At 70.5% G+C, this 26668-nt stretch carries 27 protein-coding genes and 1 pseudogene; 12 read left to right on the forward strand and 16 right to left on the reverse strand.

What is annotated here, in order from left to right:
* Positions 1-3 precede the first annotated feature (3 nt).
* Positions 4-702 carry a response regulator gene (locus tag ACZ7H1_RS09780; RefSeq protein WP_470785227.1) on the forward strand — a complete coding sequence of 233 codons (699 nt, stop codon included), beginning with the start codon at positions 4-6 and terminating at the stop codon, positions 700-702.
* Positions 703-717: 15 nt separating this feature from the next.
* Here ACZ7H1_RS09780 and ACZ7H1_RS09785 read toward each other — a convergent pair whose 3' ends face one another.
* From ACZ7H1_RS09785 to ACZ7H1_RS09800, 4 genes are read right to left on the reverse strand one after another with little or no spacing between them, the layout of a single operon-like run.
* Positions 718-2475: a sensor histidine kinase gene (locus ACZ7H1_RS09785; protein WP_470785229.1), complete on the reverse strand. Its 1758-nt coding sequence runs from the start codon at positions 2473-2475 to the stop codon at positions 718-720.
* Entirely contained in the window at positions 2472-3137 is a 666-nt protein-coding gene (locus tag ACZ7H1_RS09790; RefSeq protein ID WP_470785231.1) for a P-type ATPase actuator domain-containing protein, read from the reverse strand. The genes ACZ7H1_RS09785 and ACZ7H1_RS09790 overlap by 4 nt, the downstream gene beginning before the upstream one ends.
* A gap of 7 nt (positions 3138-3144) precedes the next feature.
* On the reverse strand, positions 3145-4008 hold the full coding sequence (locus ACZ7H1_RS09795; RefSeq protein WP_470785233.1) for a universal stress protein: 864 nt from the start codon (positions 4006-4008) through the stop codon (positions 3145-3147).
* Positions 4005-4913: a universal stress protein gene (locus tag ACZ7H1_RS09800; protein WP_470785235.1), complete on the reverse strand. Its 909-nt coding sequence runs from the start codon at positions 4911-4913 to the stop codon at positions 4005-4007. The genes ACZ7H1_RS09795 and ACZ7H1_RS09800 overlap by 4 nt, the downstream gene beginning before the upstream one ends.
* 253 nt (positions 4914-5166) lie before the next feature.
* On the opposite strand from ACZ7H1_RS09800, the gene ACZ7H1_RS09805 reads away from it, so the two are divergent.
* The 5 genes from ACZ7H1_RS09805 (at position 5167) to ACZ7H1_RS09825 (ending at position 9342) form a co-directional block, all read left to right on the forward strand.
* Positions 5167-5835: a CBS domain-containing protein gene (locus ACZ7H1_RS09805; protein ID WP_470785237.1), complete on the forward strand. Its 669-nt coding sequence runs from the start codon at positions 5167-5169 to the stop codon at positions 5833-5835.
* A gap of 34 nt (positions 5836-5869) precedes the next feature.
* Positions 5870-6739: a universal stress protein gene (locus tag ACZ7H1_RS09810; protein WP_470785238.1), complete on the forward strand. Its 870-nt coding sequence runs from the start codon at positions 5870-5872 to the stop codon at positions 6737-6739.
* 270 nt (positions 6740-7009) lie between these two features.
* Positions 7010-7642 (forward strand): CBS domain-containing protein, encoded by a 633-nt coding sequence (locus ACZ7H1_RS09815; RefSeq protein WP_470785240.1) that lies wholly within the window; start codon positions 7010-7012, stop codon positions 7640-7642.
* 13 nt (positions 7643-7655) lie between these two features.
* On the forward strand, positions 7656-8252 hold the full coding sequence (locus tag ACZ7H1_RS09820) for a CBS domain-containing protein (protein ID WP_470785242.1): 597 nt from the start codon (positions 7656-7658) through the stop codon (positions 8250-8252).
* Between the two features lie 97 nt (positions 8253-8349).
* A complete protein-coding gene (locus ACZ7H1_RS09825) occupies positions 8350-9342 on the forward strand; it encodes an Acg family FMN-binding oxidoreductase (protein ID WP_470785244.1) in 993 nt (330 codons plus the stop codon).
* 23 nt (positions 9343-9365) lie between these two features.
* On the opposite strand, the gene ppk2 is transcribed toward ACZ7H1_RS09825, so the two are convergent.
* Positions 9366-10160, reverse strand: coding sequence for a polyphosphate kinase 2 (gene ppk2 / locus ACZ7H1_RS09830; protein WP_470785246.1), 795 nt, complete (start codon positions 10158-10160; stop codon positions 9366-9368).
* Between the two features lie 261 nt (positions 10161-10421).
* Here ppk2 and ACZ7H1_RS09835 point away from each other — a divergent pair, with 261 nt between their 5' ends.
* Complete coding sequence (locus ACZ7H1_RS09835) at positions 10422-12104, forward strand: sensor histidine kinase (RefSeq protein ID WP_470785575.1); 1683 nt, start codon at positions 10422-10424, stop codon at positions 12102-12104.
* A 14-nt stretch (positions 12105-12118) separates the two neighbouring features.
* Here the strand turns inward: ACZ7H1_RS09835 and ACZ7H1_RS09840 are convergent, their stop codons facing one another.
* Both ACZ7H1_RS09840 and ACZ7H1_RS09845 read right to left on the reverse strand, forming a co-directional pair.
* Positions 12119-12616, reverse strand: coding sequence for a pyridoxamine 5'-phosphate oxidase family protein (locus tag ACZ7H1_RS09840; protein WP_470785248.1), 498 nt, complete (start codon positions 12614-12616; stop codon positions 12119-12121).
* Between the two features lie 127 nt (positions 12617-12743).
* Positions 12744-13070 carry an STAS domain-containing protein gene (locus tag ACZ7H1_RS09845; RefSeq protein ID WP_470785250.1) on the reverse strand — a complete coding sequence of 109 codons (327 nt, stop codon included), beginning with the start codon at positions 13068-13070 and terminating at the stop codon, positions 12744-12746.
* 256 nt (positions 13071-13326) lie between these two features.
* Between ACZ7H1_RS09845 and ACZ7H1_RS09850 the strand changes: the two genes are divergently transcribed.
* Positions 13327-14034: a response regulator gene (locus tag ACZ7H1_RS09850; protein ID WP_470785251.1), complete on the forward strand. Its 708-nt coding sequence runs from the start codon at positions 13327-13329 to the stop codon at positions 14032-14034.
* Between the two features lie 74 nt (positions 14035-14108).
* On the opposite strand, the gene ACZ7H1_RS09855 is transcribed toward ACZ7H1_RS09850, so the two are convergent.
* Positions 14109-14984 (reverse strand): universal stress protein, encoded by an 876-nt coding sequence (locus ACZ7H1_RS09855; protein ID WP_470785253.1) that lies wholly within the window; start codon positions 14982-14984, stop codon positions 14109-14111.
* A gap of 236 nt (positions 14985-15220) precedes the next feature.
* Between ACZ7H1_RS09855 and ACZ7H1_RS09860 the strand changes: the two genes are divergently transcribed.
* The gene (locus tag ACZ7H1_RS09860; RefSeq protein ID WP_470785254.1) at positions 15221-17581 is read left to right on the forward strand and encodes a phosphoketolase family protein; all 2361 of its coding nucleotides are present in this window, start codon (positions 15221-15223) and stop codon (positions 17579-17581) included.
* A gap of 18 nt (positions 17582-17599) precedes the next feature.
* Here ACZ7H1_RS09860 and ACZ7H1_RS09865 read toward each other — a convergent pair whose 3' ends face one another.
* From ACZ7H1_RS09865 to ACZ7H1_RS09895, 7 genes and pseudogenes are all read right to left on the reverse strand, one after another.
* Positions 17600-18421, reverse strand: a complete 822-nt coding sequence (locus tag ACZ7H1_RS09865; RefSeq protein ID WP_470785256.1) for an ABC-2 transporter permease — start codon at positions 18419-18421, stop codon at positions 17600-17602.
* Positions 18418-19335 carry an ABC transporter ATP-binding protein gene (locus ACZ7H1_RS09870; RefSeq protein WP_470785257.1) on the reverse strand — a complete coding sequence of 306 codons (918 nt, stop codon included), beginning with the start codon at positions 19333-19335 and terminating at the stop codon, positions 18418-18420. Before ACZ7H1_RS09870 ends, ACZ7H1_RS09865 begins: the two co-directional genes overlap by 4 nt.
* 37 nt (positions 19336-19372) lie before the next feature.
* Entirely contained in the window at positions 19373-19657 is a 285-nt protein-coding gene (locus tag ACZ7H1_RS09875) for a DUF1876 domain-containing protein (RefSeq protein WP_470785258.1), read from the reverse strand.
* Positions 19658-19716: 59 nt separating this feature from the next.
* A pseudogene (locus tag ACZ7H1_RS09880) lies at positions 19717-19869 on the reverse strand (cation transporting ATPase C-terminal domain-containing protein); the annotation flags it as partial.
* A 410-nt stretch (positions 19870-20279) separates the two neighbouring features.
* Positions 20280-20729 carry a universal stress protein gene (locus tag ACZ7H1_RS09885; RefSeq protein ID WP_470785259.1) on the reverse strand — a complete coding sequence of 150 codons (450 nt, stop codon included), beginning with the start codon at positions 20727-20729 and terminating at the stop codon, positions 20280-20282.
* Between the two features lie 574 nt (positions 20730-21303).
* Positions 21304-21981, reverse strand: a complete 678-nt coding sequence (locus ACZ7H1_RS09890; protein ID WP_470785577.1) for a helix-turn-helix domain-containing protein — start codon at positions 21979-21981, stop codon at positions 21304-21306.
* A gap of 14 nt (positions 21982-21995) precedes the next feature.
* Positions 21996-23072 carry a zinc-dependent alcohol dehydrogenase family protein gene (locus tag ACZ7H1_RS09895; RefSeq protein WP_470785261.1) on the reverse strand — a complete coding sequence of 359 codons (1077 nt, stop codon included), beginning with the start codon at positions 23070-23072 and terminating at the stop codon, positions 21996-21998.
* Between the two features lie 174 nt (positions 23073-23246).
* On the opposite strand from ACZ7H1_RS09895, the gene ACZ7H1_RS09900 reads away from it, so the two are divergent.
* From ACZ7H1_RS09900 to ACZ7H1_RS09910, 3 genes are all read left to right on the forward strand, one after another.
* Entirely contained in the window at positions 23247-24668 is a 1422-nt protein-coding gene (locus tag ACZ7H1_RS09900) for an MBL fold metallo-hydrolase RNA specificity domain-containing protein (RefSeq protein ID WP_470785263.1), read from the forward strand.
* Positions 24669-24763: 95 nt separating this feature from the next.
* A complete protein-coding gene (locus ACZ7H1_RS09905) occupies positions 24764-25234 on the forward strand; it encodes a cyclic nucleotide-binding domain-containing protein (protein WP_470785265.1) in 471 nt (156 codons plus the stop codon).
* 10 nt (positions 25235-25244) lie between these two features.
* The gene (locus tag ACZ7H1_RS09910; protein WP_470785266.1) at positions 25245-25526 is read left to right on the forward strand and encodes a BON domain-containing protein; all 282 of its coding nucleotides are present in this window, start codon (positions 25245-25247) and stop codon (positions 25524-25526) included.
* A gap of 462 nt (positions 25527-25988) precedes the next feature.
* On the opposite strand, the gene ACZ7H1_RS09915 is transcribed toward ACZ7H1_RS09910, so the two are convergent.
* Positions 25989-26474 (reverse strand): peroxiredoxin, encoded by a 486-nt coding sequence (locus ACZ7H1_RS09915; protein WP_470785267.1) that lies wholly within the window; start codon positions 26472-26474, stop codon positions 25989-25991.
* Between the last annotated feature and the right edge of the window lie 194 nt (positions 26475-26668).

Consider the following 26668-nt stretch of genomic DNA (forward strand, 5'->3'; position numbering starts at 1 on the left):
ATCATGTCCGATGATCCGAACGCCTCCGCCGGGGCGCCGGTCAAGGTGTTCCTCCTCGACGACCATGAAGTGGTCCGGCGCGGGCTGCGAGACCTCCTGGACGCCGAGCCCGACATCACCGTCGTCGGCGAGGCGGGCACGGCCGAGCAGGCGCTGGCCCGCGGGCCGGCGCTGCGCCCGGACGTGGCCGTGCTCGACGTGAGGCTGCCCGACGGTGACGGCATCACCGTCTGCCGCGAGCTGCGCTCTCGCATGCCCGGCCTGGCCTGTCTGATGCTGACGTCCTTCGATGACGAGGAGGCGCTGCTGGACGCGATCATGGCGGGTGCCGCCGGATACGTGCTGAAGCAGATAAAGGGCTCCGACCTGGTCTCCGCCGTACGGACGGTGGCGACCGGGCAGTCCATGCTGGACCCGGCCACGACCGCCCGTCTGATGCACTCTCTCCGGGACCCTGAGGCGGCGAAGGAGCCGGAGGACGCCCGGCTGGCGGCTCTGTCCGAACGCGAGCGGGCCGTCCTGGAACTCATCGGGGACGGCCTCACCAACCGGCAGATCGCCAAGCAGCTCTACCTGTCCGAGAAAACGGTCAAGAACCACATCTCGCGGCTGTTGGGGAAGCTCGGCGTGGAGCGGCGGGTCCAGGCGGCCGTGATCGCCGCCCAGGTGCACGAGCACGACACTGGGACGGCGAAGAATTAGCGACGACGGTGACGATCACCGCGATGGGCGAGCCAGGGGTACCTGCCACTCCAGGTACGTGCCTCCCTTTCCGTCACCCCGCGCTGCGACCTCCATCCGGCCGCCCAGCCTTTCGGCACGCTCTGCCAGATTACGAAGTCCGCTGCGCCGGCCGATCTCGGGCAGGCCGATGCCGTTGTCGGTCACGGTGATGGTCAGGTTTCCGGCGGCTGCGGCGATCGAGACTTCCGCCCGCGTGGCCTCGGCATGGCGGGCGACGTTGGTGAGCGCTTCCCCCACCACGGCGAGGGCCTCGTCCGCGACGGCCGACGGTACGTCGGTGTCGATCAGTCCCTCCATCCGCAGGGCCGGGGCGAAGCCAAGGGCTGCCGCGGCCTCGTCCATCGCCTGGACCAGGCGGGAGCGCAGCTTGGACGCCTCACCGGGGGCCTCGTGCTCGCGGAGTCCGAAGATGGTGGAGCGGATGATCTTGATGGTGGCGTCCAGGTCGTCCACCGCGCGGGTGAGCCGTTCGGACGCCTCGGGGTGGTCGACGAAGCGCTGGGCGCTCTGGAGGGTCATGCCGGTGGCGAAGAGCCGCTGGATGGCGAGGTCGTGCAGGTCGCGGGCGATGCGGTCGCGGTCCTCCAGCAGGCTCATCTGCTCGGCGTCGCGGCGCCGGTGGGCAAGCTCGAGCGCGAGGGCGGCCTGACCGGCGAACCCCGGCAGCGCGGCGATCTCCGCGGTGGCGAACCCGGGGCGGCCGTGCCGCCGGGCGAGCATCAGGACGCCGCTGAGCCTTTCCTTGGTGCCGACGGTGACGGCCACGGCCGGGCCGAAGCCGGTCCACCTCTCGGGTTGGACGGTGACGTGCTCGTCGGTCGCCACGTCGGGGACCGTGATGAGGCCGTCGCGGGCCAGAGCGGCCTCGGCGAGAGTTCCCTGGGTGCTGGGCAGGACGATTCCGCGGTGCGCCTCTGCTCCCTCTCCGAGGGCGAGGGAGCCCCGCAGCTCACCGGCGGAGCCCAGCAGGTAGAAGACGCCCATGTCGGCGGCGGTGATGTCCTTGGCCCGCTCCAGCATGCCTTCGAGGACATCGTCCTCGGGTGCTCCGGAGAGCAGGGCGCTGGTGATGTCCGAGCTGGCCTCCAGCCAGCGCTCACGCAACCGGAGACCTTCGAAGAGCCTGGCGTTCTCGATGGCGATGCCGGCCGCCACCGCGAGGGTCGACAGGACCGCCTCGTCCTCGGCGTCGAACTCGGCTCCACCGCGCTTCTCGGTCAGATAGAGGTTGCCGAAGACCTCCTCGCGGATGCGGATCGGGACTCCCAGGAAGGAGTGCATCGGCGGGTGGTGGGCCGGGAACCCGTAGGAGGCAGGGTGCTCGGACAGTTCCGAGAGCCGCAGCGTCTCGGGATGGCGGATCAGCTCGCCGAGAATGCCGTGACCGGAGGGCAGGTCCCCGATCTGCCCGCGCAGTTCGTCACTGATGCCGACGGGAAGGAACTCGGCCAGCTTCTTGTCGGTCCCGATGACCCCAAGGGCCCCGTACTTGGCGTCCACGAGCACCACAGCGGCCTCGACGATGCCGCGCAGGACCTGTGGCAGGTCGAGTTCCCGGCCCACCGACATGACGGCTTCGAGTAGACCGTTCAGCCGGTCCCGGGTGCCCCTGACCTCGTTGATCCGTACCTGCAGCTCATCCAGCAGTTCGTCGAGCCGCAGCCGGGGAACACCACTGCGGGTGGGCTGTTCGCCTGCGCTCGGGCCGACGGGCTGATCGGCTGCGCTCATCCCCACCTCCGGCCGGAAGCGACGGCGAGAGCGCCATCGCTTCCACGGTATCTCCGGCCGGATGGCCCGGCCTTCCCACTGGCGGATCCTGTGGCCGTGGCGGTCGCGACACCCCGGCCACGCACCACGACGGTGCCGGCGGCGACCGTGTCACCCGCGGTCTTGGCGACGGGTTCCGATTCCCCGGTGAGCATGGACTCGTCCATCAGGAGAGCGGACGCCTCGGTGAGATCGGCCTCCGCGGCGACGCTGTCCCCCTCGCCCAGCAGCAGGCTGTCACCCGGCACCACGAGCGCTGCCGCCACTTCGTACGCTTCACCGCCCCGCCGTACTCGGGCGTGTGGGGCTGAGAGGGCGGAGAGCGCGGCGACCGGGCGGTCCGCCCGAACGTCCTGGGTCACTCCCACGGTCGTGTTGAAGACGACCACCAGGCCGATGACGACGGCGTCCGGGTGGTCGCCGATCGCGAGTGCGGCGCCGAGCAGCACCATGATCAGTGGATCGCGCAGCTGTGCCAGCACACGATGGTGGAGCGGTGTGGGCCGTGGCGGTTCCACCTCGTTGCGGCCGTACCCGGCCAGTCGGCGTTCGGCCTCGGCCTGTGTCAGCCCCGTCGGGGCCGAGGAGCCGACAGGCGGCGTGTCGATCGCGCGGCTGGTCATGGCGCACTCATTCGGTCGGGACGGTGATCACGGGGCAGTGCGCGCGGTGCAGAAGTCCGTGGACGACGGATCCGATCCGCATGCCGGTGTATCCGCCGGTGCCGCGGCGGCCCACGACGACGGACAGGGCGTGCTCGGCGGCCCGGGCCAGTTCCTCGACGGGGTGGCCGGTGAGGACCTCGTGCGTCACGTGCACGTCCGGGTACTTCTCGGACAAGCCGGCTGTGGCCTCGGAGACCAGAGTGCGCTGGGCTCGCAGCGCCACCTCCTCGTCGTCGAGCATGAGGAGAGGCGGCTGCCATACGCAGACGACCCGCAGTGCCGCACCCCGAAGGTCGGCCTCGTCGAAGGCGAGGGCCAGCGCGGCCGTGGCGGACGCGCTGCCGTCGATGCCCGCGACGACGTAGGGCGGCTGCTGGCTGATGTGCTCGGCGTCGCCCACGACGACGACGGGGCAACGGGCCTGGGCGGTGACGGGGACCACGACCGAGCCGGCACTGAAGAACTCGGCGGTGCGTCTCAGGCGCCGGGAGCCGAGGACGATCATGCGGGCCTCTCGCGCCGCGCCGCCCAGGACGGGGGCGGGGAAGCCGCCCAGCAGATCACCGGTGACGCTCACTTCGGGGTGGCGGTCACGCCCCCAGTTGCAGGCTTGTTCGAGCCTGTCGGATCCGGCTTGCCGCAGGGCGGTCTGGCCCGGGGTGCCATCGACGTGATGGGTGTCGTGCTGGGGCGGTACCGCGAGCACCAGGCGCAGCGGGAGCCGGCGCCGTTGTGCCTCGTCGGCGGCCCAGGCCAGGGCGAGGTGCCAGTCCCTGTCCGGGTCGATACCCACGACGATGTCATGGCTTCCTGTCTGGTGGCTGGTCATGACCGGCTCCCGAAGTCGCTGCCGGTCCGGGGGACGAGGAGGACCGGGCAGTGGGCGTGGTGCAGCAGGCTGTGCGTGGCTTTGCCCAGGGTGGGGGCGAGTCCGAGGCGCCCGGGAACCCGACGGCCGCCCATGACGAGCAGGTCGGCATGGCGGGACGCCTCGACCAGGACACCGGCCACGGAGATGCTCTTCTCCGCATCGGCCTGCACGTCCAGGTCGGGGAACTCCTCGCGGATCGCGCCCGTGACGGCCCGCAGGGTCTCTGCGTGCCCGCCTGCGATCGCGTCGACGCCGTCGAGCATCGTGACCACCTCGCCGAGGGACTCCAGCACGTTCCACACATGGAGCAGCCGCAGGGAGGCCTTGTGCAGCTCGGCTTCCCGGGCGGCGTATTTGGCGTACAGGAGGTCGTGCTCGTCACGGACGGCAGCGAGGATGGTGCCGGTCTCCTCGGCCCCGTCGATGCCGCGGACGACGATGACGGGGGTCACGGCGGCGGCCGCGACATCCATGCCGACCGAGCCGAGCATGAGGGAGTTGAACCCGCCCAGGCCGCGGTTACCGACCACGATCGTGCCGTGGAGCGCGCCGGCCCGGTGCAGGCTGTCGACCGCGTCCGCGCGGCTGAATTCGGTGGTCACGTTCAGCCCGGGGTACTCGGCAGACACAGCCTTCGCCGTGTCGTCCAGGAGCTCCCGCCCGTTGACGCGGACCCGTTCGATGATCTCCGCCGACAGGTACAAGGCCCGACCGTCGGTGTCGGCGCCATAGACGATGTGCAGGGGACGGCCGCGGCGTACGGCCTCCCTGGCCGCCCACAGGGCGGCGCTGCGCGCCGACTGCGAGCCGTCCACGCCGACGACGACCGAGCTGGTGTCAGGCGTACGGAATGTGCTTTCCACGATTCCTCCCAACCGAGAAGCCGATGAGGGACACCACTCACGCTGGCACCGTCGACGCTTCGGGAAGAGGGCCGCCCGGGATCGCGGACGGGACCAAAGGTCCCCCGTCGTCCCGGGCTCGGCACCTGGGGCCCTTACGGGCCCCAAGACGGGGCCGTTCGGCCCTCGCTCACCGGCAGGCGCCGACACATGGTGGGTTCACACCCGACAACGGACATCGGCCGCGCGTGACACGGCGGAGCAGGAGGACCTCATGAAGCACATCAAGGTGGCGGACCTCATGACCGACGAGGTCGTCTCTGTAGCCCCGGGCACCGCCTTCAAGGACATTGTGAAGCTCCTCGCCCAGTGCGACATCTCCGGAGTCCCTGTCCTGGACGACGAGGACCGCGTGGTGGGCGTCGCTTCGCAGACGGACCTGCTGGCCCACGCGCGCCCTGGCCCCGATACCTCCTGGCAGAACGGCACAGCGGCGGAGCCGCCCACCGCGGGCGACGTCATGTCCGCGCCCGCTGTCACTGTCCGCGCTGAAGAGACAGTGGCCGACGCAGCCCGGCTGATGACCCGCCGAGGAGTCGAACGCCTCCCTGTCGTGGACGTGGAGGACCGGCTCGTCGGCATCGTCACCCGCCGGGACCTGCTCCGCATCTTCTTGAGCCCTGACTCCGAGATACGACGACGTATCAACGACGAGATCCTCGTGGAGGCTCTCGGTATGCCGGACGGTGATGTCGAGGTCCATGTGGTGGACGGCGTCGTCGCCATTGACGGCCATGTCGAGCGCCGGAGTCAGCTCACTGCACTTCTCAGCCTCGTCGAGCAACTCGACGGGGTCGTCACCGTGGCATCGCACGTCACCGCACGAACCGACGACACGGCAACCACTCACCCCGACCATGCCCGCCACGCGATGCAGTGGTGACGAGGTGCCGGACCGGACGCAGGGAGGCGCAGCCATGAAACACCACGTCACCGTCGGAGTAGACGGCTCTCCGGAGAGCCGGGCGGCAGCACGCTGGGCCGCGCGGGAGGCCGTCCTGCGGAAGGTGCCGCTGCGGCTCGTGCACGCCGTTGACTGGCCCTTGGACCCGGTGGTCCCCGGCCCGGGCCACCAGGACGTGGACCGCTGGGCGGACCAGGCCCTGACCGAAGCCGCGCAGGAACTGCACGGGCGCCACCAGAACCTGGAGATCACGACCCGCTGCCTGACGGCCCGGCCGGCAGCCGCCCTCGCGGCCGAGGCCGCCGACGCCGGGCTGCTCGTTCTGGGCTCGCGCGGTCTGGGCGGCCTGGTCGGATTCGTCGTGGGCTCGGTGGCCATGTCCACTGTGGTCGCGACGGACACCCCGGTCGTCCTCGTTCGCGCCGCCGACGACCCGGACGGGCCGGGCACCGGCTCCGGCGCCGAGATCGTCGTAGGCGTCGACATCCACGAAGCGTGCGACCGGGTCCTCGCCTTCGCCTTCGAAGAGGCGGCCCGGCGTGACTGCCCGCTGCGGGCCGTGCATGGCTGGAAGATGCCGGCTGCCTACAGCTACGTCCCGTTCTTCGACCCGGACAACGAACGGGACATCGGCATGAGCGTCACGCACATGGTGGGCGACATGCTGCTGCCCTGGCGGCACAAGTTCCCCGACGTGAACATCAGCCACAACGTGTTCATGGGATCGGCGGGTGAGCATCTCGTCCGGGCCTCGCAGGGCGCGGGACTCGTCGTCGTGGGACGCCATCTGCGCCGCTCTCCCCTCGGCGCGCACCTCGGCTCGGTTGCCCACGCGGTCCTGCACCACTCAGCAGCCCCCGTGGCCGTCATCGCCCACGACTGAAGGAGCGGAAACCCGTGAGCGCCCGTGCGAGGAACGCAGCACAGGCGGAAAGAGTCCGCCCGCTTCTCGCGGAGCCCGATTGTGCGGTGCACGGCGCTCGGCCGCTTCTCCGCATCCTCGCAAGGACCCTTTCCGCACTTCCATGGAACCACCCCCAGGCGGAGCGCACCAGGGCCGGCCGGACCGCTTCGGCCCCGGACGTCCCTACCCGCGGAAGGGTCGCCCTTCACACCATCGCGATCACCGGACGTTCCATCGAGGAGGAAGACCATGAAGCACCTGCGCAACGTCGAGGACGTGATGACACACGCCGTGATCTCTGTCGACCGAGGAACCGCGTTCAAGGACATCGTGGAAGAGCTGCGGATGTGGAACGTCAGCGCGCTCCCCGTCCTTGCCCAGGACGGACAGGTGGTCGGCGTCGTCTCAGAAGCCGACCTGCTGCTCAAGCCCGAAGGCACCGACACGGCCCACGACACCACCGCCGAGCAGCTGATGACCCGCCCGGCCGTGACCGTCACGAAGGACGCCACCATCCCCACCGCAGCGCGTCTGATGGCCCGAAGGCACCTCAAGCGCCTTCCCGTGGTCGACGGCGACGGCCGCCTCGTCGGCGTCGTCAGCCGCGGTGACCTGCTCAAGGTCTTCCTGCGCCCGGACGAGGACATCGGCGCCGAGATCCGCGAGCTGATCACGTACCAGCTGCTCCCACAACTTCCCGCCGAAGCGCACGTCCACGCGCGCGGTCCCGTCGAGGTGCACGTCCACGTCGCCAACGGCATCGCCTACCTCAACGGTTCGCTGCCGGACCCCGCCATGGAAGACGTCGTCGTACGCGCCGCAGGCACCGTACCGGGCGTCGTCGACGTCAAGGCGGATTTCACCGCCCCCGTCTCCGCATGAGGGCACGACCGCCATGAGGCACCGCAGCGTCGCAGAGCTGATGACGCGCACCACCGTCACCGTCCGGCGCACGACCGCGTTCAAGGAGATCGCCCGGCTCCTGAAGGAGTTCGACATCACCGCCATGCCCGTCATCGACGAAACCGGGCACCCGGTCGGCGTCGTCTCCGAAGCCGACCTTCTCCGCCGGCGGCTCCCCGGTGGTGCCGCAACAGCCGAGGAGCTGATGACGAGCCCGGCCGTCACGGCCCGACCCGAGTGGAGCGTGGTCCGCGCGGCCCGGGTCATGCAGCGGCACCGGGTCAAGCGGCTGCCGGTCGTCGACGAGGAAGGCCGCGTGGTCGGCATCCTCAGTCGCAGCGATCTGATCCAGCTCTTCCTCCGCCGCGACCACGCGATACAGGAAGAGATCATCGAGGACGTCCTCACCCGGACACTCCGCATCGCTCCTTCGGACGTCACCGTCGAAGTCGACGACGGCCTGGTGAGGCTCAGCGGCACCGTGCCGCATCCCGGCCTGCTGCCCGTGGTGGTGCGTCTTTGCCAGAGCGTCGACGGGGTCGTCGACGTCGACAACAGACTCACCTGCCCCGCAGACGAACGGGGCTGAGCGGGAGAGAGCAGGGCCGGTCGGTCCCCGGTTGGACCGCTCGGTCCTTCCCAGAAGCCCCGCAAGCGGAAGAGCCTGGAAGTAGAGGAACAGTCCCGTGACCGCAACATACTTCGACCCCGACACCGTCATGCGGCTCGTCGGCGACGCCGTCACCGCCCCGTCCATGCACAACGCCCAGCCGTGGAAGTTCGTGTTCCATGTCGGCAGCGGTGCTCTCGCCCTGTACGGCGATCCGGACCGCGCCATGCCCCGAACCGATCCGGATCACCGCAGTCTTCACCTCGGCTGTGCTGCGGCACTGTTCAACCTGCGCGTGTCCGCAGCCTCGATCGGCCTCCCGGTCCGCGTGCGGCTCTTGCCCGACGAGGCCGAACCGTGGCTGCTCGCGACGGTGACCATCGACGAAGCTGCGGGGACGGACCGCGAGCTGTCCTCCCTGCAGGACGCCATCCGGCGTCGGCACACCAGCCGGTACCCCTTCAGCGAGGAGCTGGTGCCGACCGCGCTGCTGGACGGGCTGTGGACCGCGGCCCAATTGGAGGGCTGCCGACTCACCGTCCCGGACACCTGGCACATCGACACGGTGCTGGGGCTGGTACGGGACGCCGAACACCGAGAGGAGATCGATCCGCTGGCTCGGGCGGAGACCGAGGCCTGGACCTCCCCCACGCAGAGCGCTTCAGGCGCCCGTCGCGACGGGATTCCCGCCACCGCATTCGGACCCAAGGCTTCCGGCGGCCCCACCCCCGTGCGCGACTTCGGTTGGGCCAACCCGATACCGGATCGCGGCTGGGCCGTGTTCGAGAAGCGGCCGCAGCTGGCACTGCTGAGCACCCCGGGGGACACGAGAGCCGACTGGCTGCGCGCAGGCCAGGCAATGGAGCGCATCCTTCTGCAAGCCACCGCTGACGGCCTTGCCACCTCGATGACGTCCCATCCCCTGGAGTGGCCGGAGCTGCGGTGGACGGTGCGAGACCCGGTCGCGGCCATGGGACACGTACAGATGGTCTTCCGCCTCGGCTACGGACCCGCAGGCCCCGATACGCCCCGCCGCCCGTTGGCCGAGGTACTGGAAATCCGGGAGTAGACACCACCGGCATCTGCCGCCGTTCAGTCCTTCCCGAGGGTAGCCGCGTGGTCGGGTACGGCGGTCTGCAGCTCCTTGGACGGACGCTCGTAGCCCGTGGACGGCGGCCTCGGCGGCAAGGTCAGCGACGGTACGGCCACGTCCGCGTAGGGAACCGAAGACAGCAAGTCGGCCATCATGTTGAGCCGCGCGCTGCGCTTGTCGTCGCTCTCGACCACGTACCACGGGGCATCGACCGTATCCGTGTGGACAAGCATCTCGTCCTTGGCCCTCGAGTACGCCTCCCAGCGGGTGAGGGACTCCAGATCCATCGGGGAGAGTTTCCACCGGCGCAGCGGGTCCTGCGCGCGGCGCCGGAACCGCTCCTCCTGCACCGCGTCGCTGACGGAGAACCAGTACTTGCGGAGCAGGATCCCGTCCTCGACCAGCATCCGCTCGAACACCGGGCACTGGCGCAGGAAGCGCTGGTGCTCGGCGGGCGTGCAGAACCCCATGACGTGCTCCACTCCGGCGCGGTTGTACCAGCTGCGGTCGAAGAGGACGATCTCTCCGGCGGCGGGCAGATGCTCGACGTACCGCTGGAAGTACCACTGGGTACGCTCCCGCCCGGTCGGCGTGGGCAGGGCTGCGATGCGCGCGACACGGGGGTTCAGGTGCTCCGCGACGCGCTTGATCGTGCCCCCCTTGCCCGCGGCGTCACGGCCCTCGAAGACGACGATCAGGCGGGCGCCTTCCGCGCGCGTCCACTCCTGGAGCTTGACCAGCTCCGTCTGGAGCCGCAGCAATTCTCTCTCGTAGACCGCCTTCTTGAGGCCCATCGCCGTCTCCGCCCCTCTGCCGTCCGGTTCTGCGACCAAGTCAGTCACGGCCTGCGGTAGTGCGCAACGACGCCCCTCAGGCCTCGGCGTGTCGCGATGCCCTCGTCCTGCCGGCGTTCCCGCTCGCCACATCCGGCCCGGCCCCTGGCCTGCCGCTCCCCGCCCCGCAAGGCCGGGCTGTCGATACGCTGGCTCCGAACGGGGCGGGTAGCGAAGGGGAATCACGTGAGTGTGGGGGATCCGTTGACGCAAGTGCCCCGGATGCGGCTGGACGAGCTGCTCGACGAGCTCCAAGTACGCATCGACGCCGTGCGCGGCACCCGCGACCGGGTGCACAGCCTCCTGGAGGCCGTCGTCTCGGTGGGCCGGGAGCTGGATCTGGCCCAGGTGCTGCGGCGGATCGTGGAGGCCGCGGCCCTGCTCGTGGATGCCGACTACGGGGCGCTCGGGGTCATCGGCCCCGACGGCCGCACTCTGTCGCAGTTCCTGACCGTGGGGCTCGACGAGGAGGCCATCGCCGAAATCGGTCCCCTGCCGGCCGGTCACGGCCTGCTCGGAGAGGTCATCCACCACCCGAAGCCCTTGCGCCTCACCGATCTCGGCGCCCACTCCTCGTCGCACGGGTTTCCGCCGCACCACCCGCCCATGCGCACCTTCCTCGGCGTACCGATCCGGGTGCGGGACCAGGTGTTCGGAAATCTCTATCTGACCGACAAGCGGGGCGGAGTCCATTTCGACACCGAGGACGAGACGGTGATCTCCACCCTCTCGGTGGCGGCGGGTGTGGCGATCGACAACGCCCGGCTCTACGAGGGGTCGCAGCGTCAGCAGCGGTGGCTGAAGGCCAACGCGGAGATCACCGAGAGCCTGCTGTCGGGCAGTTCCCGTCCGGCGGTGCTGGAGCTCATCGCCCTGCGGGCCCAGGAGATCACGGGGGCTCGGATCGCGGATGTCTCCATGCCGGTTCCCGGTGTCGAGGGGTTGTTCGTGGAGTTCGCGGCCGGTGCGGACAGCACGGCCAGGCAGGGACTCGTCGTCCCCTTCGCGGAAACCCTGTCGGGGACCGCGCACCGGACCGGGCAACCCGTCACGGTCGTGCACGCCTCGGACGACGACCGCTACCCGGCCGATTCCCAGATACAGGGCGGGCTGGGTGCCGCCGTCGCGGTGCCGCTGGGCACCGCCGGCGGGGAGAGCAGGGGCGTACTGCTGCTCGCGCGCCCGGCCGGCGATCCCGTCTTCGGCGAGAACGAGCTCGAGCCGCTCGTCGCCTTCGCGGGTCAGGCGGCGATCGCCTTGGAGCTGGCGGAGCGTCGCCGGGACGCGGAGCAGATAGCACTGCTGGAGGAACGCGACCGGATCGCACGGGACCTGCACGACCTGGCCATCCAGCGGCTCTTCGCCACCGGAATGACCCTCCAGAGCGCCGCACGGCTCATCGAGCACGAAGGAGCCGCCGAACGCGTCAGCCGTGCGGTCGACGACCTGGACGAAACCATCAAGATCATCCGCTCGACGATCTTCGGTCTGCGTACCAAGGACCGTGAGACCGGACCAGGTTTGCGGGCCCGCGCTGCCCGGGCCGTCGGAGAAGCGGCCACCACCCTCGGCCATCCGCCCCGCCTGAGCATGGAGGGCCTGCTGGACACGGACGTCCCGTCCGAGGTCGCCGACCACGTCATGGCGGCGCTGGGCGAGCTCCTGAGCAATGCCGCGCGCCACGCGGGGGCGACCAGGGTCGCCGTGGCCCTCAAGGCCGAACCGGGCGAAATCGTACTGACGGTCTCCGACAACGGCAGGGGCATCCCGGCCCAGGGCCGCAGGAGCGGTTTGCGTAACCTCGACGACCGGGCGCGGAGCCTGGGCGGGTCCTTCGTCGTGGACACCCCCGACGAGGCGGGCAGCCGGCTCGTCTGGCGGGCGCCGCTCCCCACCGGGAGCTGACGGCCCCGACGTGATCACCCCAGGTCGGCCGGCTCCGGCAGCGTCCGCTCCGCCTCCAGCCGGAACCCGGTGACGAGGTCGGGGCGGATCCGCAGGGCTCGTGTCACGGGGTGTCCCACCCAGGGACGCAGCACGGAAGCGAACCGGGCCGCCTCATCGGCGTCGGTCACCGGGCACGCGTAGCCGGTGACGACGACGCTCCAGCCGAGGTGGGTGACGGGATCGATGGCGTCCGCTTCGTAGGCCACCACCACGCCGGGAACATCAGCCGGTGCCACGAGGGAGGCGAGCGCCCCGTCGTCGTGGATCCGCACGATGATGTCCCCGCCCTCGACGAGGTGGTTGACCGGGCGGACTGCCGGTAGAGCCTGCTGCGTGAAGACGATGCGTCCCAGGGACACCGTGGCCACCAGTCTGAGCGCCTCTGCCCTGTCGAGCTCCTGCATGCGCCGCGTGGCCGTCATAGCGCCGTTCTGGCCGTCGGTGCGCCGTATGCCGCCGTCCTCGTCCATGCTGCGCACCTTCATTCGGTATCGATCGGTCCTTGCCGCTTCCGGGCCACCAGCCTCCCTCGCGATCACCACGAGAACCAGGGCCGAACGGTCCCGACCCGGGGACCGGTGTCGGTTACCGCCCTGATCAGACAAGGGCGAGCCGCAGCACGCGGTCGGCGCCGAGTACTCGTATCGACTTGGCGACCAGAGGCGGCACGCCATACAACAGGAGCCGGGTTCCGGCCGAGCGGCAGCGGTGGTGCACACGGATGAAGAGGTCGATGCCCGAGCTGTCGCAGAAGGAGATCCCGGACAGGTCCAGGACGAGGCTGGGGTGACCGGATGCGGCGAGTCCGGTGAGGCGGGGCTCCACCTGACCCGCCGTGTGGAAGTCGAGTTCCCCGGCCAAGGTGACGCGCACCTCGCCGTCGTTCCTCACCGCGGCCTTCAGGTCGATCAAGGTGGTCGTCATGGAACCTCCACGCTGAGTGCGGCTCCGCAATCGAGCCGCGCCTTTCCCCGTGCCGCACCAGCTCACCGGAATCAGACCGGTCCCGGGAAGGTCCACATGCACCCTGCGGAGGGCCGAAGGTCCCTTTCCCATGGCGCTCACCACCGCGCGGAAGAAGGTGGATGAGGGCCTATCGGCCCTGTCCGTTCGGCCCCTTCGGCAGGCAGGATGCTGGAGTTCGGGCGCCCCGGACGAAACCCGGCGAAGGAGTTGCGTCATGACCGACAGCGGTGCCCCCTCTCCCGCCAAGACGCCGATCACGGTCTTCCTCCTCGACGACCACGAAGTCGTGCGTCGCGGGGTGCACGATCTGTTGGACGCGGAGCCCGACCTGAACGTGGTCGGTGAGGCGGGTACGGCGGAACAGGCCCTGATCCGCATCCCCGCGCTACGACCCCAGGTGGCGATCCTCGACGTACGGCTCCAGGATGGCGACGGCGTGAGCGTGTGCCGCGAGCTGCGCTCGCGGATGCCCGAGCTGTCCTGCTTGATGCTCACGTCGTTCGATGACGAGGAGGCCCTGCTGGACGCGGTGATGGCGGGCGCCTCCGGTTACGTGCTGAAGCAGATCACCGGAAGCGACCTGGTCACCGCCGTCCGCACGGTCGCGGCCGGCCAGTCCATGCTCGATCCCGGAGCCACGGCCCGGCTGATGGCCCGCATGCGCGGTGACGTGCCCAAGGAGAAGCAGGTCCCGGGTCTGCCCGGCTTCACCGACCGGGAGAAGGAGGTCCTCGTCATGATCAGCGAGGGGCTCACCAACCGGGAGATCGGCCAGCGGCTGTACCTCGCCGAGAAGACCGTCAAGAACATCATCTCGCGCTTGTTCATCAAGCTGGGGGTGGAGCGTCGCGTCCAGGCGGCGGTGATCGCCAGTCACACGCTGATCCCGCCGAGCCAGCACCCCGCCCCGTACGCCGAATAGTCGGCGACCGGACACACGGTGGCCGGGCACGTCGTGCAGTCGGGTGCCCGGCCTCCCTCCTGACCCGGGCTGGATCAGGCGTGCGGGACCACGGCGACAGGACAGGCCGCGTGGTGCAGGACGGCATGGGCCACGGAGCCGATGTGCGCCCCCATCGCCGATTCGCGGACCCGGCGGCCGACGACGAGCAGCTGCGCGTCCGAGGCCGCGGTCAGCAGCACGTGGCCGCCACTGCCCTGCTCCACGTGCGTGACGACTTCGACCTCCGGGTACTTCAGCCGCCACGGCTCCAGCGCCTGCTCCAGCGCGGCCTTCTCGTACGGCTCCAGGCCACCGAACTGCTCGGCGATCCACATCGACCCGGGGCTGTACCCGTAGACCGGGGGCAGGCTCCAGGCGCGGACCGCACGGAGCGGTACCTTCCTCGCCGCGGCGGCCTCGAAGGCGACGCGCAGTACCTCGGCGGACTCCTCCACACCGCCCTGCTGCCCGACGACGACCTCACCCTCCTCCGGCACGGCCACCGGCCTGCCCTGCGCGGAGCGTACGGAGACGACGGGGCACTCGGCGGCGGCGATCACCTGCCGACCGTAGGAGCCCAGCAGGAACCCGACCAGGGCTCCGTGCCCGCGAGTGCCGAGCACCAGCAACTCCGCGTCCTTGGCGGCGTGGAGCAGGGCCGGCACGGGCGCGTCGGAGAGCACTTCCGCGGTGAGGGCCAGCTCCGGGTACCGGTGGGTGAGCTCGTCCTCGACCTCCTTCAGGACGTCGTCGGCGCGGTGGGCCTCGGTGTCGCGGTCCTGGAAGATCGGGGCTGCGAGCGGCTGCCACAGCCAGGCGTGGACCACGTGCAGGGGCAGGTCACGCCGTACGGCCTCCCGCGCGGCCCAGTCCGCCGCGGCCCGGCTCTGAGGGGAACCGTCCACTCCGACTACCAGGGTGCGCTTCACGGGTCTGTCCTCCGTACTGATGCCGGAGCATCGGGGTAGGTCGGAAGGGGAGCGGCACCGGCCGGGGGGACCGGCGCCGCTGAACTCACCCTCGCTGCCGGGCGCCTTGGCACACAGGGGCCGACAGTCCCTCCCCGAGGGCCGGTCCTCCCCTCCCCACGGCGGCCGCCGGGGCGCAGAGTGCCGGTATCGGCTCAGTCGACGAACGTCCCGGACCGTCGCACGCAGGAGCGGGCATGACCGCATACCCCATCTCGGACCTCGACGCGCACTGGCGCGCCGCCAACTACCTGGCAGTCGGCCAGATCTACCTCATGGACAACCCCCTGCTCACCGAGCCGCTGCGGCCCGAGCACATCAAGCCGCGGCTGCTCGGCCACTGGGGCACCACCCCCGGCCTGAACCTCGTCCACACCCACCTCAACCGCGTCATCAGGGAGCGGTCCCTGGACGCCCTGTGCATCTGGGGTCCGGGCCACGGCGGCCCCGCCGTCCTCGCCAACTCCTGGCTGGAGGGCACATACACCGAGACCTACCCGGACATCACGCGGGACGCGGCCGGTATGGACATTCTGTTCCGGCAGTTCTCGTTCCCCGGCGGCGTACCGAGCCACGTGGCGCCCGAGACGCCCGGCTCCATCCACGAGGGCGGCGAGCTCGGCTACTCCCTCGCCCACGCCTACGGAGCTGCCTTCGACCACCCCGGCTTGCTGGTCGCCTGCGTCATCGGCGACGGCGAGGCGGAGACCGGGCCGCTGGCCGCGTCCTGGCACTCGAACAAGTTCCTCGACCCGGTCCACGACGGTGCGGTCCTGCCGATCCTGCACCTGAACGGGTACAAGATCGCCAACCCGACCGTGCTGTCGCGCATCCCCGAAGCCGAACTCGACTCGCTGCTCAGGGGATACGGTCACGAGCCGCTGTACGTGAGCGGCAGCGACCCGGCCCAGGTGCATCACGCCATGGCCCGCGCGATGGACCATGCCGTGGACCGCATCGCCCTCATCCAGCAGGAGGCACGGACGGCGGGCAGCGACCCGGGACGGGAGTACGCACGCTGGCCGGTGATCGTCCTGCGCACGCCCAAGGGCTGGACCGGCCCGGCGACCGTCGACGGCAACCCGGTGGAGGGCACGTGGCGGGCGCACCAGGTCCCGCTCGCCGAGGTGCGTGAGAACCCCACACACCTCAGGCAGTTGGAGGACTGGCTGCGCTCGTACCGGCCGGAGGAGCTCTTCGACGCCGACGGGCGACCCTCCGAGCAGGTTCTCGCTTGTGTCCCGCAGGGCGAGCGCCGCCTGGGCGCCGTCCCCTGCTCGAACGGCGGCCGGCTGCTGCGGCCGCTTCCGCTGCCCGTGCTCGACGCTTACGCCGTCCCCGTCGACAAGCCGGGCAGCAGCCTCCACGAACCGACCCGGATCCTCGGACGATTCCTCACCCGGATCATGCGCGATACGGCCGGGCGGCGGGACTTCAGGGTCGTCGGACCGGACGAGACGGCCTCCAACCGGCTGGACGACCTGTACGACGTCACCGGCAAAGCCTGGCAAGGCTTGACGGAGGCCACGGACACGAACCTGGCCCAGGACGGCCGGGTCATGGAGATCCTGTCCGAACACGTCTGCCAGGGCTGGCTGGAGGGCTACCTCCTCACCGGCCGCCACGGACTCTTCTCCACCTACGAGGCCTTCGCCCACATCGTCGACTCCATGGTCGGTCAGCACATCAAATGGCTGAAGACCTCGCGCGAGCTGCCCTGGCGCGCGCCCATCGCCTCCCTCAACTACCTGCTCACCTCGCACGTCTGGCGCCAGGACAACAACGGCTTCTCCCACCAGGACCCCGGCTTCGTCGACCACGTCCTCAACAAGAGCCCCGAAGTCGTACGCGCCTACTTCCCGCCGGACGCCAACACCCTGCTCGCCGTGGCCGATCACGCCCTGCGCAGCCGCGACCAGGTGAACGTGATCGTCGCCGGGAAACAGCCTTCCTTCGACTGGCTGCCGATCGACGAGGCCCGCGTCCACGTCACACGAGGCGCAGGCGTCTGGGAGTGGGCGGGAACCGACCACGGCTCCCACGAACCCGACGTCGTCCTCGCCTGCGCCGGCGACGTACCCACCATGGAGGTCCTCGCCGCCTCCGCTCTGCTCCGCGAGCACCTCCCCTCGCTGGCCGTCCGCGTCGTCAACGTCGTCGACATCGCCCGGCTCATGCCCCACGAGGAACACCCGCACGGCATGACCGACACCGAGTACAACGCCCTGTTCACCACCGACAAGCCGGTGGTCTTCGCGTACCACGGCTATCCGTGGCTGATCCACCGCCTCGCCTATCGCCGGACCGGCCACCCGAACCTGCACGTGCGCGGGTACAAGGAGTCCGGCACGACAACCACCCCCTTCGACATGGTCGTGCGCAACGACCTCGACCGCTACCGGCTCGTCATGGACGTCATCGACCGCGTCCCCGGGCTCGCGGGCCGCGCCGAAGGACTGCGCCAGGCCATGGCCGACCAGCGCATCCGCCACCACGACTGGATCCGCGAGCACGGCACCGACCTGCCGGAGGTCGCCGACTGGGCCTGGCCGTACTGAGCCCACGAGCAGCTGCGTTCAGGGCGCGAGGTCTCGGCGTTGGAGCAGCAGCTGAGCCAGCAGGATGCCCAGCACTCCCGCTCCGACCAGAATGCCGAGCCGGGGCCAGAGCACGCCGCCTTCGGCCAGGGCGTCGCCCGGAGCGTAGTAGTGGAACGGGCTGAGGAACCTCAGCGGCGCTGCCGGCGACCAGGCCAGTGCGATGAAGTTGACGGCGAACCCAACGGCTCCGAGCGCGATGGTCGCGCCCACCACCTGGGCCCGCCGTCGTCCTGCCGCTGATACGGCCATCGCCGGCCCGATCAGGCACAGGGCGAAGCCCACCCCCATGACCCCGGCGGCGAACACCCCGCCGAGCGGCACCGCACGGTGGATGTCAGGCGACAGCACCACCCCCACCGCGACCGTGAGGGTCGCCGCCAGGTTCAGGGCCAGGGCAGCCAGGACCAGGGCGGCAGTCCGCTCGGCCAGCAGCCGGGTACGGCTCACGGGACGCACCATGACCAGTTCCACCGTCCCGGATTCCACGTCCGCGGCCACGGCGGCAGCGGCGAGCGAACCGATCGCGGTGAGCTGCATGGCGATCCAGAACGGGTGGGTGAGGCCGGCGCCCAGCAGCCCGGGGTAACTGGCGATCGACACGTCGCCGCTGGACCCGCTGAAGGCGCGGTAGGCCGGGGGCGGTCCCTTCCCGCCCGCGGAGAAGAGCTGCCCGGGAGGAATCGTGTTGGCGATCACCACGATGAGCGCCTCGAAGACGACCATCCCGATGATCAGGGCGGCCAGCATTCGGCGCCGCCGGTACAGGGCGAGCCACAGCAGCGGCCACTGCCGTTTCACGGCTCCTCCCGCACGGCGCCGGTTCGGTACAGGTCCATGAAGGCTTCGTCCAGCCCGGCTTCCTCCACCGTGACGTCGGCCACCGGCAGGCTGAGCAGTGTGCGCAGGGCGCCGACTACTTCGCTCGGCGGTACGAGCAGCTCCACTCGGTCTCCTTGCCAGCGAGGGGCCCAACGCTCTGCGTCGCCCAGTGGGCGTGCCCCCTGTCCGTCCGCGAAGGACAGCCTGATCCGTCTGGCCCGGGCCTCGCGCAGGCCGGCGACGCTCTGGACCGTCACCAGCCGTCCGTCCCGGATGATCGCCACCCGGCCGCACGTGCGCTGCACCTCCGGCAGGATGTGGCTGGAGAGCAGGACGGTGCGTCCGGCGGCGGCAGCCTCGCCCAGCAGTGCGAAGAACGTGTCCTGGACCAACGGGTCGAGCCCCTCGGTCGGTTCGTCGAGCACCACGAGGTGCGGGTCGTGCTGCATCGCCTGCACCAGCCCGAGCTTCTGCTTCATGCCCCGCGAGTAACCCCCGACGGGGCGGGCGAGGACTGCTGGTGTCAGCCCCAGCCGGTCGCACAGTTCGCCGCGGCGGGGCACCGGAGCCCCCTGGAGCGCCGACAGCAGATCGAGCGTTTCCGCTCCGGAGAGTTCCGGATACAGGCGCAGTTCGCCTGGCAGGTACCCCACGTGCGGGGCCACCCGGCGGTGATCGGCGATCGGGTCCAGCCCGAGCACTCGAACACGCCCCTCGCTGGGCCGGAGGAGGCCGGTGAGACATCGCAGCGTGGTCGTCTTCCCCGCACCGTTCGGGCCGAGGAATCCGAACACCTCACCTGGTCCCACCGTGAGGCTCAGGCGGTCGACGCCCACCACCGGCCCGTACCTCTTGGTCAGTCCGGTCAGCTCGATCGCCGGCCCGTCGCCCATGGGTCCAGTCTGAGCCCGCTGCCGGAGACCCGCCCGCTCACCCGAGGCCATAGGCAGGGAGGGGATCGTGGCGCGGTGCGGCTCCTGCTGCCGCCATGTCGCCGTAGGCGGTGCGCTTGAGCTGCAGCGCCAGGTTCTCCAGTGCCCGGGCGGCCGCGAGTTCGTCGCCGATCTCGGGCACGTCCTTGTCCGTGGGGTTGCAGCGGGCGGTGCCGTGGCCCGTGAGACGGGTGGTGCCGGTGTCGAGTTCGACGCGGGCCTTGGTCGTGTGCCCTTCCTCGAAGAGATAGAGGTGCGTCTTCCATTCGCTCGTGTGCGGCATGGTGTGCCTCCGGTCGGATCAGGAGTAGCGGTGGTGCGGCCTCGGGCCCAGCGTCGGAGCTCGTCGCTTCCCCAGACCAGCGGCGGGAAGGCCGAGATGAGGAGGACGACGTCCAGCGGCAGGGCGGCTGTGCCGAAGAGGTTCTGGAGCGGCGGCGCGTACACGAGCGCCGCGGTGAAGACGAGTTCGAAGGCGATTCCGGCGAGCAGCAGCGGCTTCCCAGAAGGACACCGCCCGGGTGGCCATCGAGGCCTGCCGCGCCCAAGGCCACCGGGTCGTCCTCGCCCGCGGCTGGGCCGACTTGGCCCCCATCGACGACGTCGGCGACTGCCTCCTTGTCGGCGACGTCAACCAGCAGGCCCTGTTCCCCCGGGTAGGCCCGACGCTGACCGGCGACTCCCTGACCGCCGCACTCGATACGCGGCCCTGGACCCCAGACCCGAACCCGAACCCGAGCCAGGGCCGTGGCCGTGGCCGTGGCCGACACGATGAGTGGCGACGGAGCCTCCGTCGCCGCAGAACTGCTCCTCGACGCAGCCAAGCCGGAAGGGCCTACCGGCCCCGTGTAGACCTGCGCGGCCTCGGTCAAGCGGGGTCGAACGCCAGTCGTGTCAAGGTGGGGCTATTCGACGGAGACGTCCGCCCGGACGATGGTGATCGGGCACGGCGCATGGAGCGCCGCCTGCTGGCTCACCGAACCGAGCAGGGCCCGGCTGAAGCTGCCGCGACCACGGCTGCCCACGACCAGCATGTCCGCACCCTCTGACGCATCGACCAGGACGTCGACCGGATTGCCGCGTACCAGGCGCTGGTGCACGGAGGAGGCACTGTCCTCACCGAGGACCGTGCGGACCTCCTCGACCAGGCGCTGCTCGGCCTCCTCCTCGTCGAACGTGGCGTCGACCGCGGGTGCCGACCACGACGCGGCACCGGGCAGGTCCCACGCCGCGACCGCCTCTACTCGCCCGCTCACAAGCGCTGCGTACCGGACCGCCCAGCGCAGCGCGGCCTGGGACGAGGGCGATCCGTCGACGCCCACCACGATCCGCGGAGCCTCTTGCTGTCCGTCCATTCCGTTCATCCTTCCGACGGCTGATACATCCACAGTGTGCGCATCACGATCGCCCCGCCACGCGAGGAGGGGGTGGCTGCCGTGTCAACCCTTGGGGAGGCGGAGCCACCGCTCCTGGCCTGCGGCAATGCGTTCGTGCCGGTCACCTTGCAGGACCGGGGGCACCGGTCCCAGGGGGGATGAAGGGACGCTGATGCCGAGCCGGCCGGGCCGGAACCGGATACGGACGTCCCGGTGCCCCAGACAAGAGATCGAGAACGAGGAACCGGGCACTTCGGAGAGGGGCACGGGGTCGATGTGCAGGCGGTCGCCGTGGGGTTCGAGTCCGACGATCCGGGCGGGAGGTCGATGTCGCGGGCGGCGAGGAAGGCGCGTACACCGTCGAGACGGGCCCTGCCGTCTACCAGGTCCCGGTACTCCCGGACGGCGTCGAACGGGCGCGCTCGTGCACAGGCGTGCGATGGCTGCCATTCGGGGAAGAAGCCATCGAAGGTCTCCTTCCAGGCGGCCGCGTGGCGGTCCGCCGTGGCCAGGAGCACTCCGTCGGTGTCGAAGACGACCGCGCGCAGTTCGTTCATGAGTCGTGCACCACGCGACGGCCGGTGATCCGAGCCGGGGTGACCTTCATCCATTGGCTGCGCGCGCCGCCCGCCCAGGGCTGGGATCGGGCCGTGGTGTTGAGGTGGTGAATCTCGTCCGGGTCTGTGATGGCTGCCAGTTCACCCACCGCCAGCACGCTCCAACCGGTGGCGGTCACGTCGTCGATGTTGTCGATCTCGAAGGCGACCTCGGTTCCGGCGGCTCTGGCGGTGACCGCTTCCGCGGAGGTACGGAAGGCGATGCCGGGTCCTGCGATCAGGTAGTTGACGGGGAGGACGGCGGGGCCTTCGGGCGTGAAGACGGCGATGCGGCCCACGCCGTGCGTGCTCAGCAGCCGCCGGCATTCGGTCTCGTCCAGCGGTACGAGCGCACTGTCGCGCCGGGCGGTGGACCGGCCGGCGACGCGGTGGGCGCTGGCGCCGGTCAGATCGTCGACGGTGAGGCCGAGGGCGTCGGCCACCCGGACGAGGGTGCCGATGGCAGGACTGGCGGCGTGCTCCTCCAGGTAGGCGATGTACGTGCCGTCGGCGCCGCACCGCCGGCCCAGTTCGTCGCGGCTCAGACCGAGGGCTTCGCGGCGGGCCGCCAGGCGGCGGCCCAGGTCGGTGCGTCCGGTCATCTCGCCGGACTGCTGGGGATGGGTGCTCGGCATGCTCTTCACGGCACTCACTGCTCCTGGGGCGGTACGGCGACCGTGTCGTGCTGGGGTCCGCCGAGGACGACCTTGAGGGCGCCGGTTTCGCCGGCGTTGGAGAAGACGTCGTACGCCTCTTCCATCTGGTCCAGCTCGAAGCGGTGGGTGACCATCGCGGCCCCGGGCAGGCGGCCGGCGGCCATCATGCGCAGGAGCATGGGGGTGGAGTGGGTGTCGACGAGGCCGGTGGTGATGGTGACGTCCTTGATCCACAGGTTTTCGAGGTGGAGGACGGCGGGCTTGCCGTGGACGCCGATGTTGGCGACGTGTCCGCCGGGTCGGACCATGCGGGTGCACATCTCGAATGCCTCGGGCACGCCGACGGCCTCGATGACCACGTCCGCCCCGAGCCCGTCGGTGAGGTCCTCCACCAGCCGCTCGGGCTCCTCGTCCGCGCTCGCGGTGGCATCGGCGCCGAGGTCGCGCGCGGCAGCGAGCCGGGATGCGGCGAGGTCGACGGCGATGATCCGTCCGGGGCTGTAGAGCTGTGCTGTGGCGATGGCGGCCAGGCCGATGGGTCCGGCACCGACCACGACGACCGTGTCGCCCGGGCGCACGTTTCCGTTGAGCACGCCGACCTCGTAGGAGGTCGGGAAGATGTCGGCGAGCAGTACGGCGTCGTGGCCGGCCAGGGCGCTGGGCAGCGGGTGGACGGAGAGGTCGGCGAAGGGGACGCGTACGTATTCGGCCTGGGTGCCGTCGATGGTGTGGCCCAGGACCCAGCCGCCGCCTCCGCGGCACTGGCCGTAGCGCCCTTCACGGCAGAAGCGGCAGCGGCCGCACGCGGAGATGCAGGAGATCAGGACGCGGTCACCGGGGCGGACGCTGCGGACGTCGCCGCCGGTCTCGACGACGGTCCCGACGGCCTCGTGGCCCAGAATCCGTCCGGGTGTCACTTCGGGGACGTCGCCCTTGACGATGTGCAGGTCGGTGCCGCAGATGGTGACGGCGTCGACCCGGACGATCGCGTCGGCGGCGTCCTTGACGGAGGGGTCCGGGGCGTCCTGCCAGGAGGCTTGTCCGGGCCCGTGGAAGACGAGCGCCTTCATGACTGCGGCCTCTCTGTGCTGTGCGGGAGGGGGGTCACCGCCAGGCTGTGCCCCTGCCTCTCCGTCCCGCTTGGGCCGGTCGGCCCCTACCCGGGACCGGTCGGTCCCCACCGGACAGGGCGTTCCGGTGCGACGGTGGAGACCGGCATCCGTTCCGAAAGGAGGGCTGCTGCCATGTCCCAGTCAGCCCCGTCCCCTGCTTCCGCCCGCCCGGCGCTGCTGAGGTTCCTCGGCGGAGTGCGGACGGTTACCGGCAGCAAGTTCCTGGTCGAGAGCGACCACGCCCGGATCCTCGTCGATTGCGGGCTCTTCCAGGGTGTCGCGGACCTACGGCGCCGCAACTGGGACAAGCTGCCCTGCGACGCCGCGGACATCCACGCCGTCGTCGTGACCCACGCCCACCTGGACCACTGTGGGTACCTGCCGCGACTGGTCCGGTACGGCTTCCGCGGCCCCATCCTCACCAGCGCCCACACCGCCCGTCTCGCCGAGATCGTGCTCCGCGACAGCGCCCGCCTCCAGATGGAAGCCGCCGAGCACGCCAACCAGCACGGCTGGTCCACACACCGCCCCGCCAAGCCGCTCTACGACGATGACGACGTCGACCAGACGATCAAGTACTTCGACCCAGTACCGGCGGGCAGCGAGATCGAGATCATGGCCGGCACGAAGCTGAAGCTGCACCACGCCGGGCACATCCTCGGATCCGCCTGGGCACACCTGACCCTGGAAGACGGCCACACCCTTGGCGTCAGCGGCGACCTCGGCCGCCCCGGCCACCCGCTCCTCCTCCCGCCCGAGCCGTTCTCCGGCGCCGACGTCCTTCTGATGGAGTCGACGTACGGCAACCGCCGCCACGACCACGAAAGCGCCCGCCGGGAATTCGCCTCGGTAATCACTCGGACGCTGTCCCGTGGCGGAACGGTGGTCATCCCGGCGTTCGCGATCGACCGGACCGAGGTCGTCCTGCACGAGCTGGCCGAACTGCGCAGCGGCGGCACTCTGCCCCGCCACGTACCCGTCTACGTCGACAGCCCCATGGCCCTGGCCGCACTGGACGTCTACCGCGACGCCGTACAGGCCCACTCGCCCGAGCTGCGCCCCGAGATCCTCGCCCAGGGCGAGGCCACGATCAGCCCAGAGCCCTTCCTGGCCGCCCGGACCGTCCAGGAATCCATCGACATCAACAACACCACCGGCCCGGCGATCATCGTCTCGTCCGCCGGCATGGCCACCGGCGGCCGCGTCCTGCACCACCTCCACCGCATCCTGCCCGACCCCCGCAACGCCGTGGTCATCGTCGGCTTCGCCGCCGCAGGGACCCGCTCCCGCGATCTCGTTGACGGCGCCCGCACACTCAAGATGTTCGGCGAGTACCTCCCCGTACGCGCCGAGGTAGCCGACGTCCCGCACTTCTCCGCACACGCCGACGCCGACCAGATCATCGACTGGCTGCGCAACGCCCCGGCCCCGCACACCACCTACCTGGTCCACGGCGAGGAGAGCGCCGCCGAAACCCTGCGCGACAGGATCGATGACGAGCTGGGCTGGACGGCCGTTGTACCCAAGTCCGGAGAGGCCGTCCTGGTCCGCTGACCCGGGCCGGACAGCCCCGGCGGTGTGCACCGCGCGGCCCTCCCGGACACGGTGGCCCACCGAGCAGGGTGGATGCGAAGGGTTGGAGGCACTCCATGAGCACCGTGCACAGCATCCTCGAAGCGATGGCACCGGAAGCCCGCGAAGCCCTGCTTGCCCACTCCCACCAGGTGACCATCCCGTCCGGCACCCGCATCTTCAAGGAACCCCAGCGGGCCGAGAAGTTCTGGACCATCCAGTGCGGCACCGTCGACCTGGACACGCACGTGCCCGGCCACGAGAACGTGGTCGTCGACACCCTCGGGTACGGCGAGCTCCTCGGCCGGTCCTGGATGTTCCCTCCCTGCAGCCGGCACCTCGGCGCCACGGCAACCCGCGAGGTGCGCGCCCTGGACTTCGACGCCGCCGCCGTACGGGAGCTGTGCAACGAGGACTCGGCCATCGGCCGGTCCGTCTCCACCGCCGTGGCCGCCGTCATCGCCGACCGGCTCGACTCCGCGCGGACCCGGCTCCTCGACCTGTTCGCCCCTCACGGCAGCGGCACCCCGCTCGCCTACGCACGCTGAGGACCCCGCCATGACCTCCACCCCGTACACCGTCGCCGACGTCATGACCACCAAGGTCATCGCCGTCACCCCCTCGACCGGCTTCAAGGACATCGCCGCCGCGATGGAGCGGTGGGTCCCCCTCTCCCACGAAGCGGTCGAGGTCACCGTGGCCCAGGGGATCGCCACTCTGACCGGCCAGGTCCGCGACGGCAACCTGATCCTCCTGTCCGAACGCCTCACCCGCTCCGTCGAGGGCATGGTGGACGTCTACTGCCGGCTCGAGCACCCAGCCGACGCCACCGGTTCCTGACACCGGGAAGCAACGTTCGTGCTGGCTGGCGGCATGGTCGTCGGGGCTGCGGCCGCGGTCTTTCGCAGGCGGATAGACCCATTCGCCTGTCTTCGGATCGCGACTGCGCTCACGGAGCGCAGCCCGGAGGTCGGGATGCCGACGCCTACGAGTACGAGTACGAGTACGAGTACGAGTACGAGTACGAGTGTGACGGGCATGCTCATCATCTCGCGGATCAGATCGAGGAAGTCTTGGAGCCGGATGCCCACTTCTCGATCCGTCCCTCGAATGGGTGTCGGCTGGGTCGACAGGCGGATCAACTCGTCGCAGCTTCTGACCGGGGTGAGCGTCCGGGCGTGCCGGCAGGCGAGGTCGTCGCGCAGGCGAACGAGAGGGTAGAGGCCCGGCGGGCGCAACCTGTACGACTCATCGCTTGAGGATGACTCGGGCCTCTCCGGGGCCCGTACGTGCTCCCGCCGGTCAGGGAGCAGCGAGCGAGCTCAGTTGCTCGGCGAGCACGGCGGGGGAGGGGAACGTCGCGCCGAGCGTCCCCACCCGCTTCCAGTGCAGCCTGCCGTCGGGCGCGATGATGAACACGGACCGACGCAGGCCGATCAGCGGTGCGTCGATGCCGAAGCTGCGCGCGAGGGTGCGGCCGGGGTCCGCGAGCAGCGGGATCCGCAGCCCGCGGTCTCGGGCGAACTGCTCGTGGCTGTCGACGTCCTGAGGGCTGATGCCCCAGACCGTGGCCCCGGCGGAGCCGAGCAGTTCCAGTCCGTCGGAGTAGGAGCACATCTGCCGGGTGCACACCGGTGTGTTGTCGCCGGGGTAGAAGGCGAGGACGACTGGCGTGCCGCGCTGCTCGCGCAGCGCGTAGTCGGAGCGCTCGAAGCGGTCCTGGCGGAGGACTCCGCCGGGGAGGGAGAAGTCGCCGACGACGTCGCCGACTGCCGGGGTACGGCCCATGGGATCGGTCCTTCCGTAAGGGTGCGGGATCCCGGTGCGGGACTCCGGTGGAGTGCCGGGCCGGAACGGCTGATCAGTATGCAGGTGCCGCCGGCGGGCCGGTCCCCCGGGTGGCGGCGGCACCGTCACCCGCCCGGGTGACGGTCGCGGGCCGGGGCGGAACCGGGCGGGCGTCCGGTCCGTCCCAGCGGTGT

The organism is Streptomyces sp. NPDC037401, assembly GCF_055602345.1.

Bases quoted from the DNA above. Each gene is read 5' to 3' on its own strand.
- ACZ7H1_RS09780 (WP_470785227.1), top strand. From the start codon at position 4: ATGTCCGATGATCCGAACGCCTCCGCCGGGGCGCCGGTCAAGGTGTTC.
- ACZ7H1_RS09785 (WP_470785229.1), bottom strand. From the start codon at position 2,475: ATGAGCGCAGCCGATCAGCCCGTCGGCCCGAGCGCAGGCGAACAGCCC.
- ACZ7H1_RS09790 (WP_470785231.1), bottom strand. From the start codon at position 3,137: ATGACCAGCCGCGCGATCGACACGCCGCCTGTCGGCTCCTCGGCCCCG.
- ACZ7H1_RS09795 (WP_470785233.1), bottom strand. From the start codon at position 4,008: ATGACCAGCCACCAGACAGGAAGCCATGACATCGTCGTGGGTATCGAC.
- ACZ7H1_RS09805 (WP_470785237.1), top strand. From the start codon at position 5,167: ATGAAGCACATCAAGGTGGCGGACCTCATGACCGACGAGGTCGTCTCT.
- ACZ7H1_RS09810 (WP_470785238.1), top strand. From the start codon at position 5,870: ATGAAACACCACGTCACCGTCGGAGTAGACGGCTCTCCGGAGAGCCGG.
- ACZ7H1_RS09815 (WP_470785240.1), top strand. From the start codon at position 7,010: ATGAAGCACCTGCGCAACGTCGAGGACGTGATGACACACGCCGTGATC.
- ACZ7H1_RS09820 (WP_470785242.1), top strand. From the start codon at position 7,656: ATGAGGCACCGCAGCGTCGCAGAGCTGATGACGCGCACCACCGTCACC.
- ppk2 (WP_470785246.1), bottom strand. From the start codon at position 10,160: ATGGGCCTCAAGAAGGCGGTCTACGAGAGAGAATTGCTGCGGCTCCAG.
- ACZ7H1_RS09835 (WP_470785575.1), top strand. From the start codon at position 10,422: ATGCGGCTGGACGAGCTGCTCGACGAGCTCCAAGTACGCATCGACGCC.
- ACZ7H1_RS09840 (WP_470785248.1), bottom strand. From the start codon at position 12,616: ATGGACGAGGACGGCGGCATACGGCGCACCGACGGCCAGAACGGCGCT.
- ACZ7H1_RS09845 (WP_470785250.1), bottom strand. From the start codon at position 13,070: ATGACGACCACCTTGATCGACCTGAAGGCCGCGGTGAGGAACGACGGC.
- ACZ7H1_RS09850 (WP_470785251.1), top strand. From the start codon at position 13,327: ATGACCGACAGCGGTGCCCCCTCTCCCGCCAAGACGCCGATCACGGTC.
- ACZ7H1_RS09860 (WP_470785254.1), top strand. From the start codon at position 15,221: ATGACCGCATACCCCATCTCGGACCTCGACGCGCACTGGCGCGCCGCC.
- ACZ7H1_RS09870 (WP_470785257.1), bottom strand. From the start codon at position 19,335: ATGGGCGACGGGCCGGCGATCGAGCTGACCGGACTGACCAAGAGGTAC.
- ACZ7H1_RS09875 (WP_470785258.1), bottom strand. From the start codon at position 19,657: ATGCCGCACACGAGCGAATGGAAGACGCACCTCTATCTCTTCGAGGAA.
- ACZ7H1_RS09885 (WP_470785259.1), bottom strand. From the start codon at position 20,729: ATGGACGGACAGCAAGAGGCTCCGCGGATCGTGGTGGGCGTCGACGGA.
- ACZ7H1_RS09890 (WP_470785577.1), bottom strand. From the start codon at position 21,981: ATGCCGAGCACCCATCCCCAGCAGTCCGGCGAGATGACCGGACGCACC.
- ACZ7H1_RS09895 (WP_470785261.1), bottom strand. From the start codon at position 23,072: ATGAAGGCGCTCGTCTTCCACGGGCCCGGACAAGCCTCCTGGCAGGAC.
- ACZ7H1_RS09900 (WP_470785263.1), top strand. From the start codon at position 23,247: ATGTCCCAGTCAGCCCCGTCCCCTGCTTCCGCCCGCCCGGCGCTGCTG.
- ACZ7H1_RS09905 (WP_470785265.1), top strand. From the start codon at position 24,764: ATGAGCACCGTGCACAGCATCCTCGAAGCGATGGCACCGGAAGCCCGC.
- ACZ7H1_RS09910 (WP_470785266.1), top strand. From the start codon at position 25,245: ATGACCTCCACCCCGTACACCGTCGCCGACGTCATGACCACCAAGGTC.
- ACZ7H1_RS09915 (WP_470785267.1), bottom strand. From the start codon at position 26,474: ATGGGCCGTACCCCGGCAGTCGGCGACGTCGTCGGCGACTTCTCCCTC.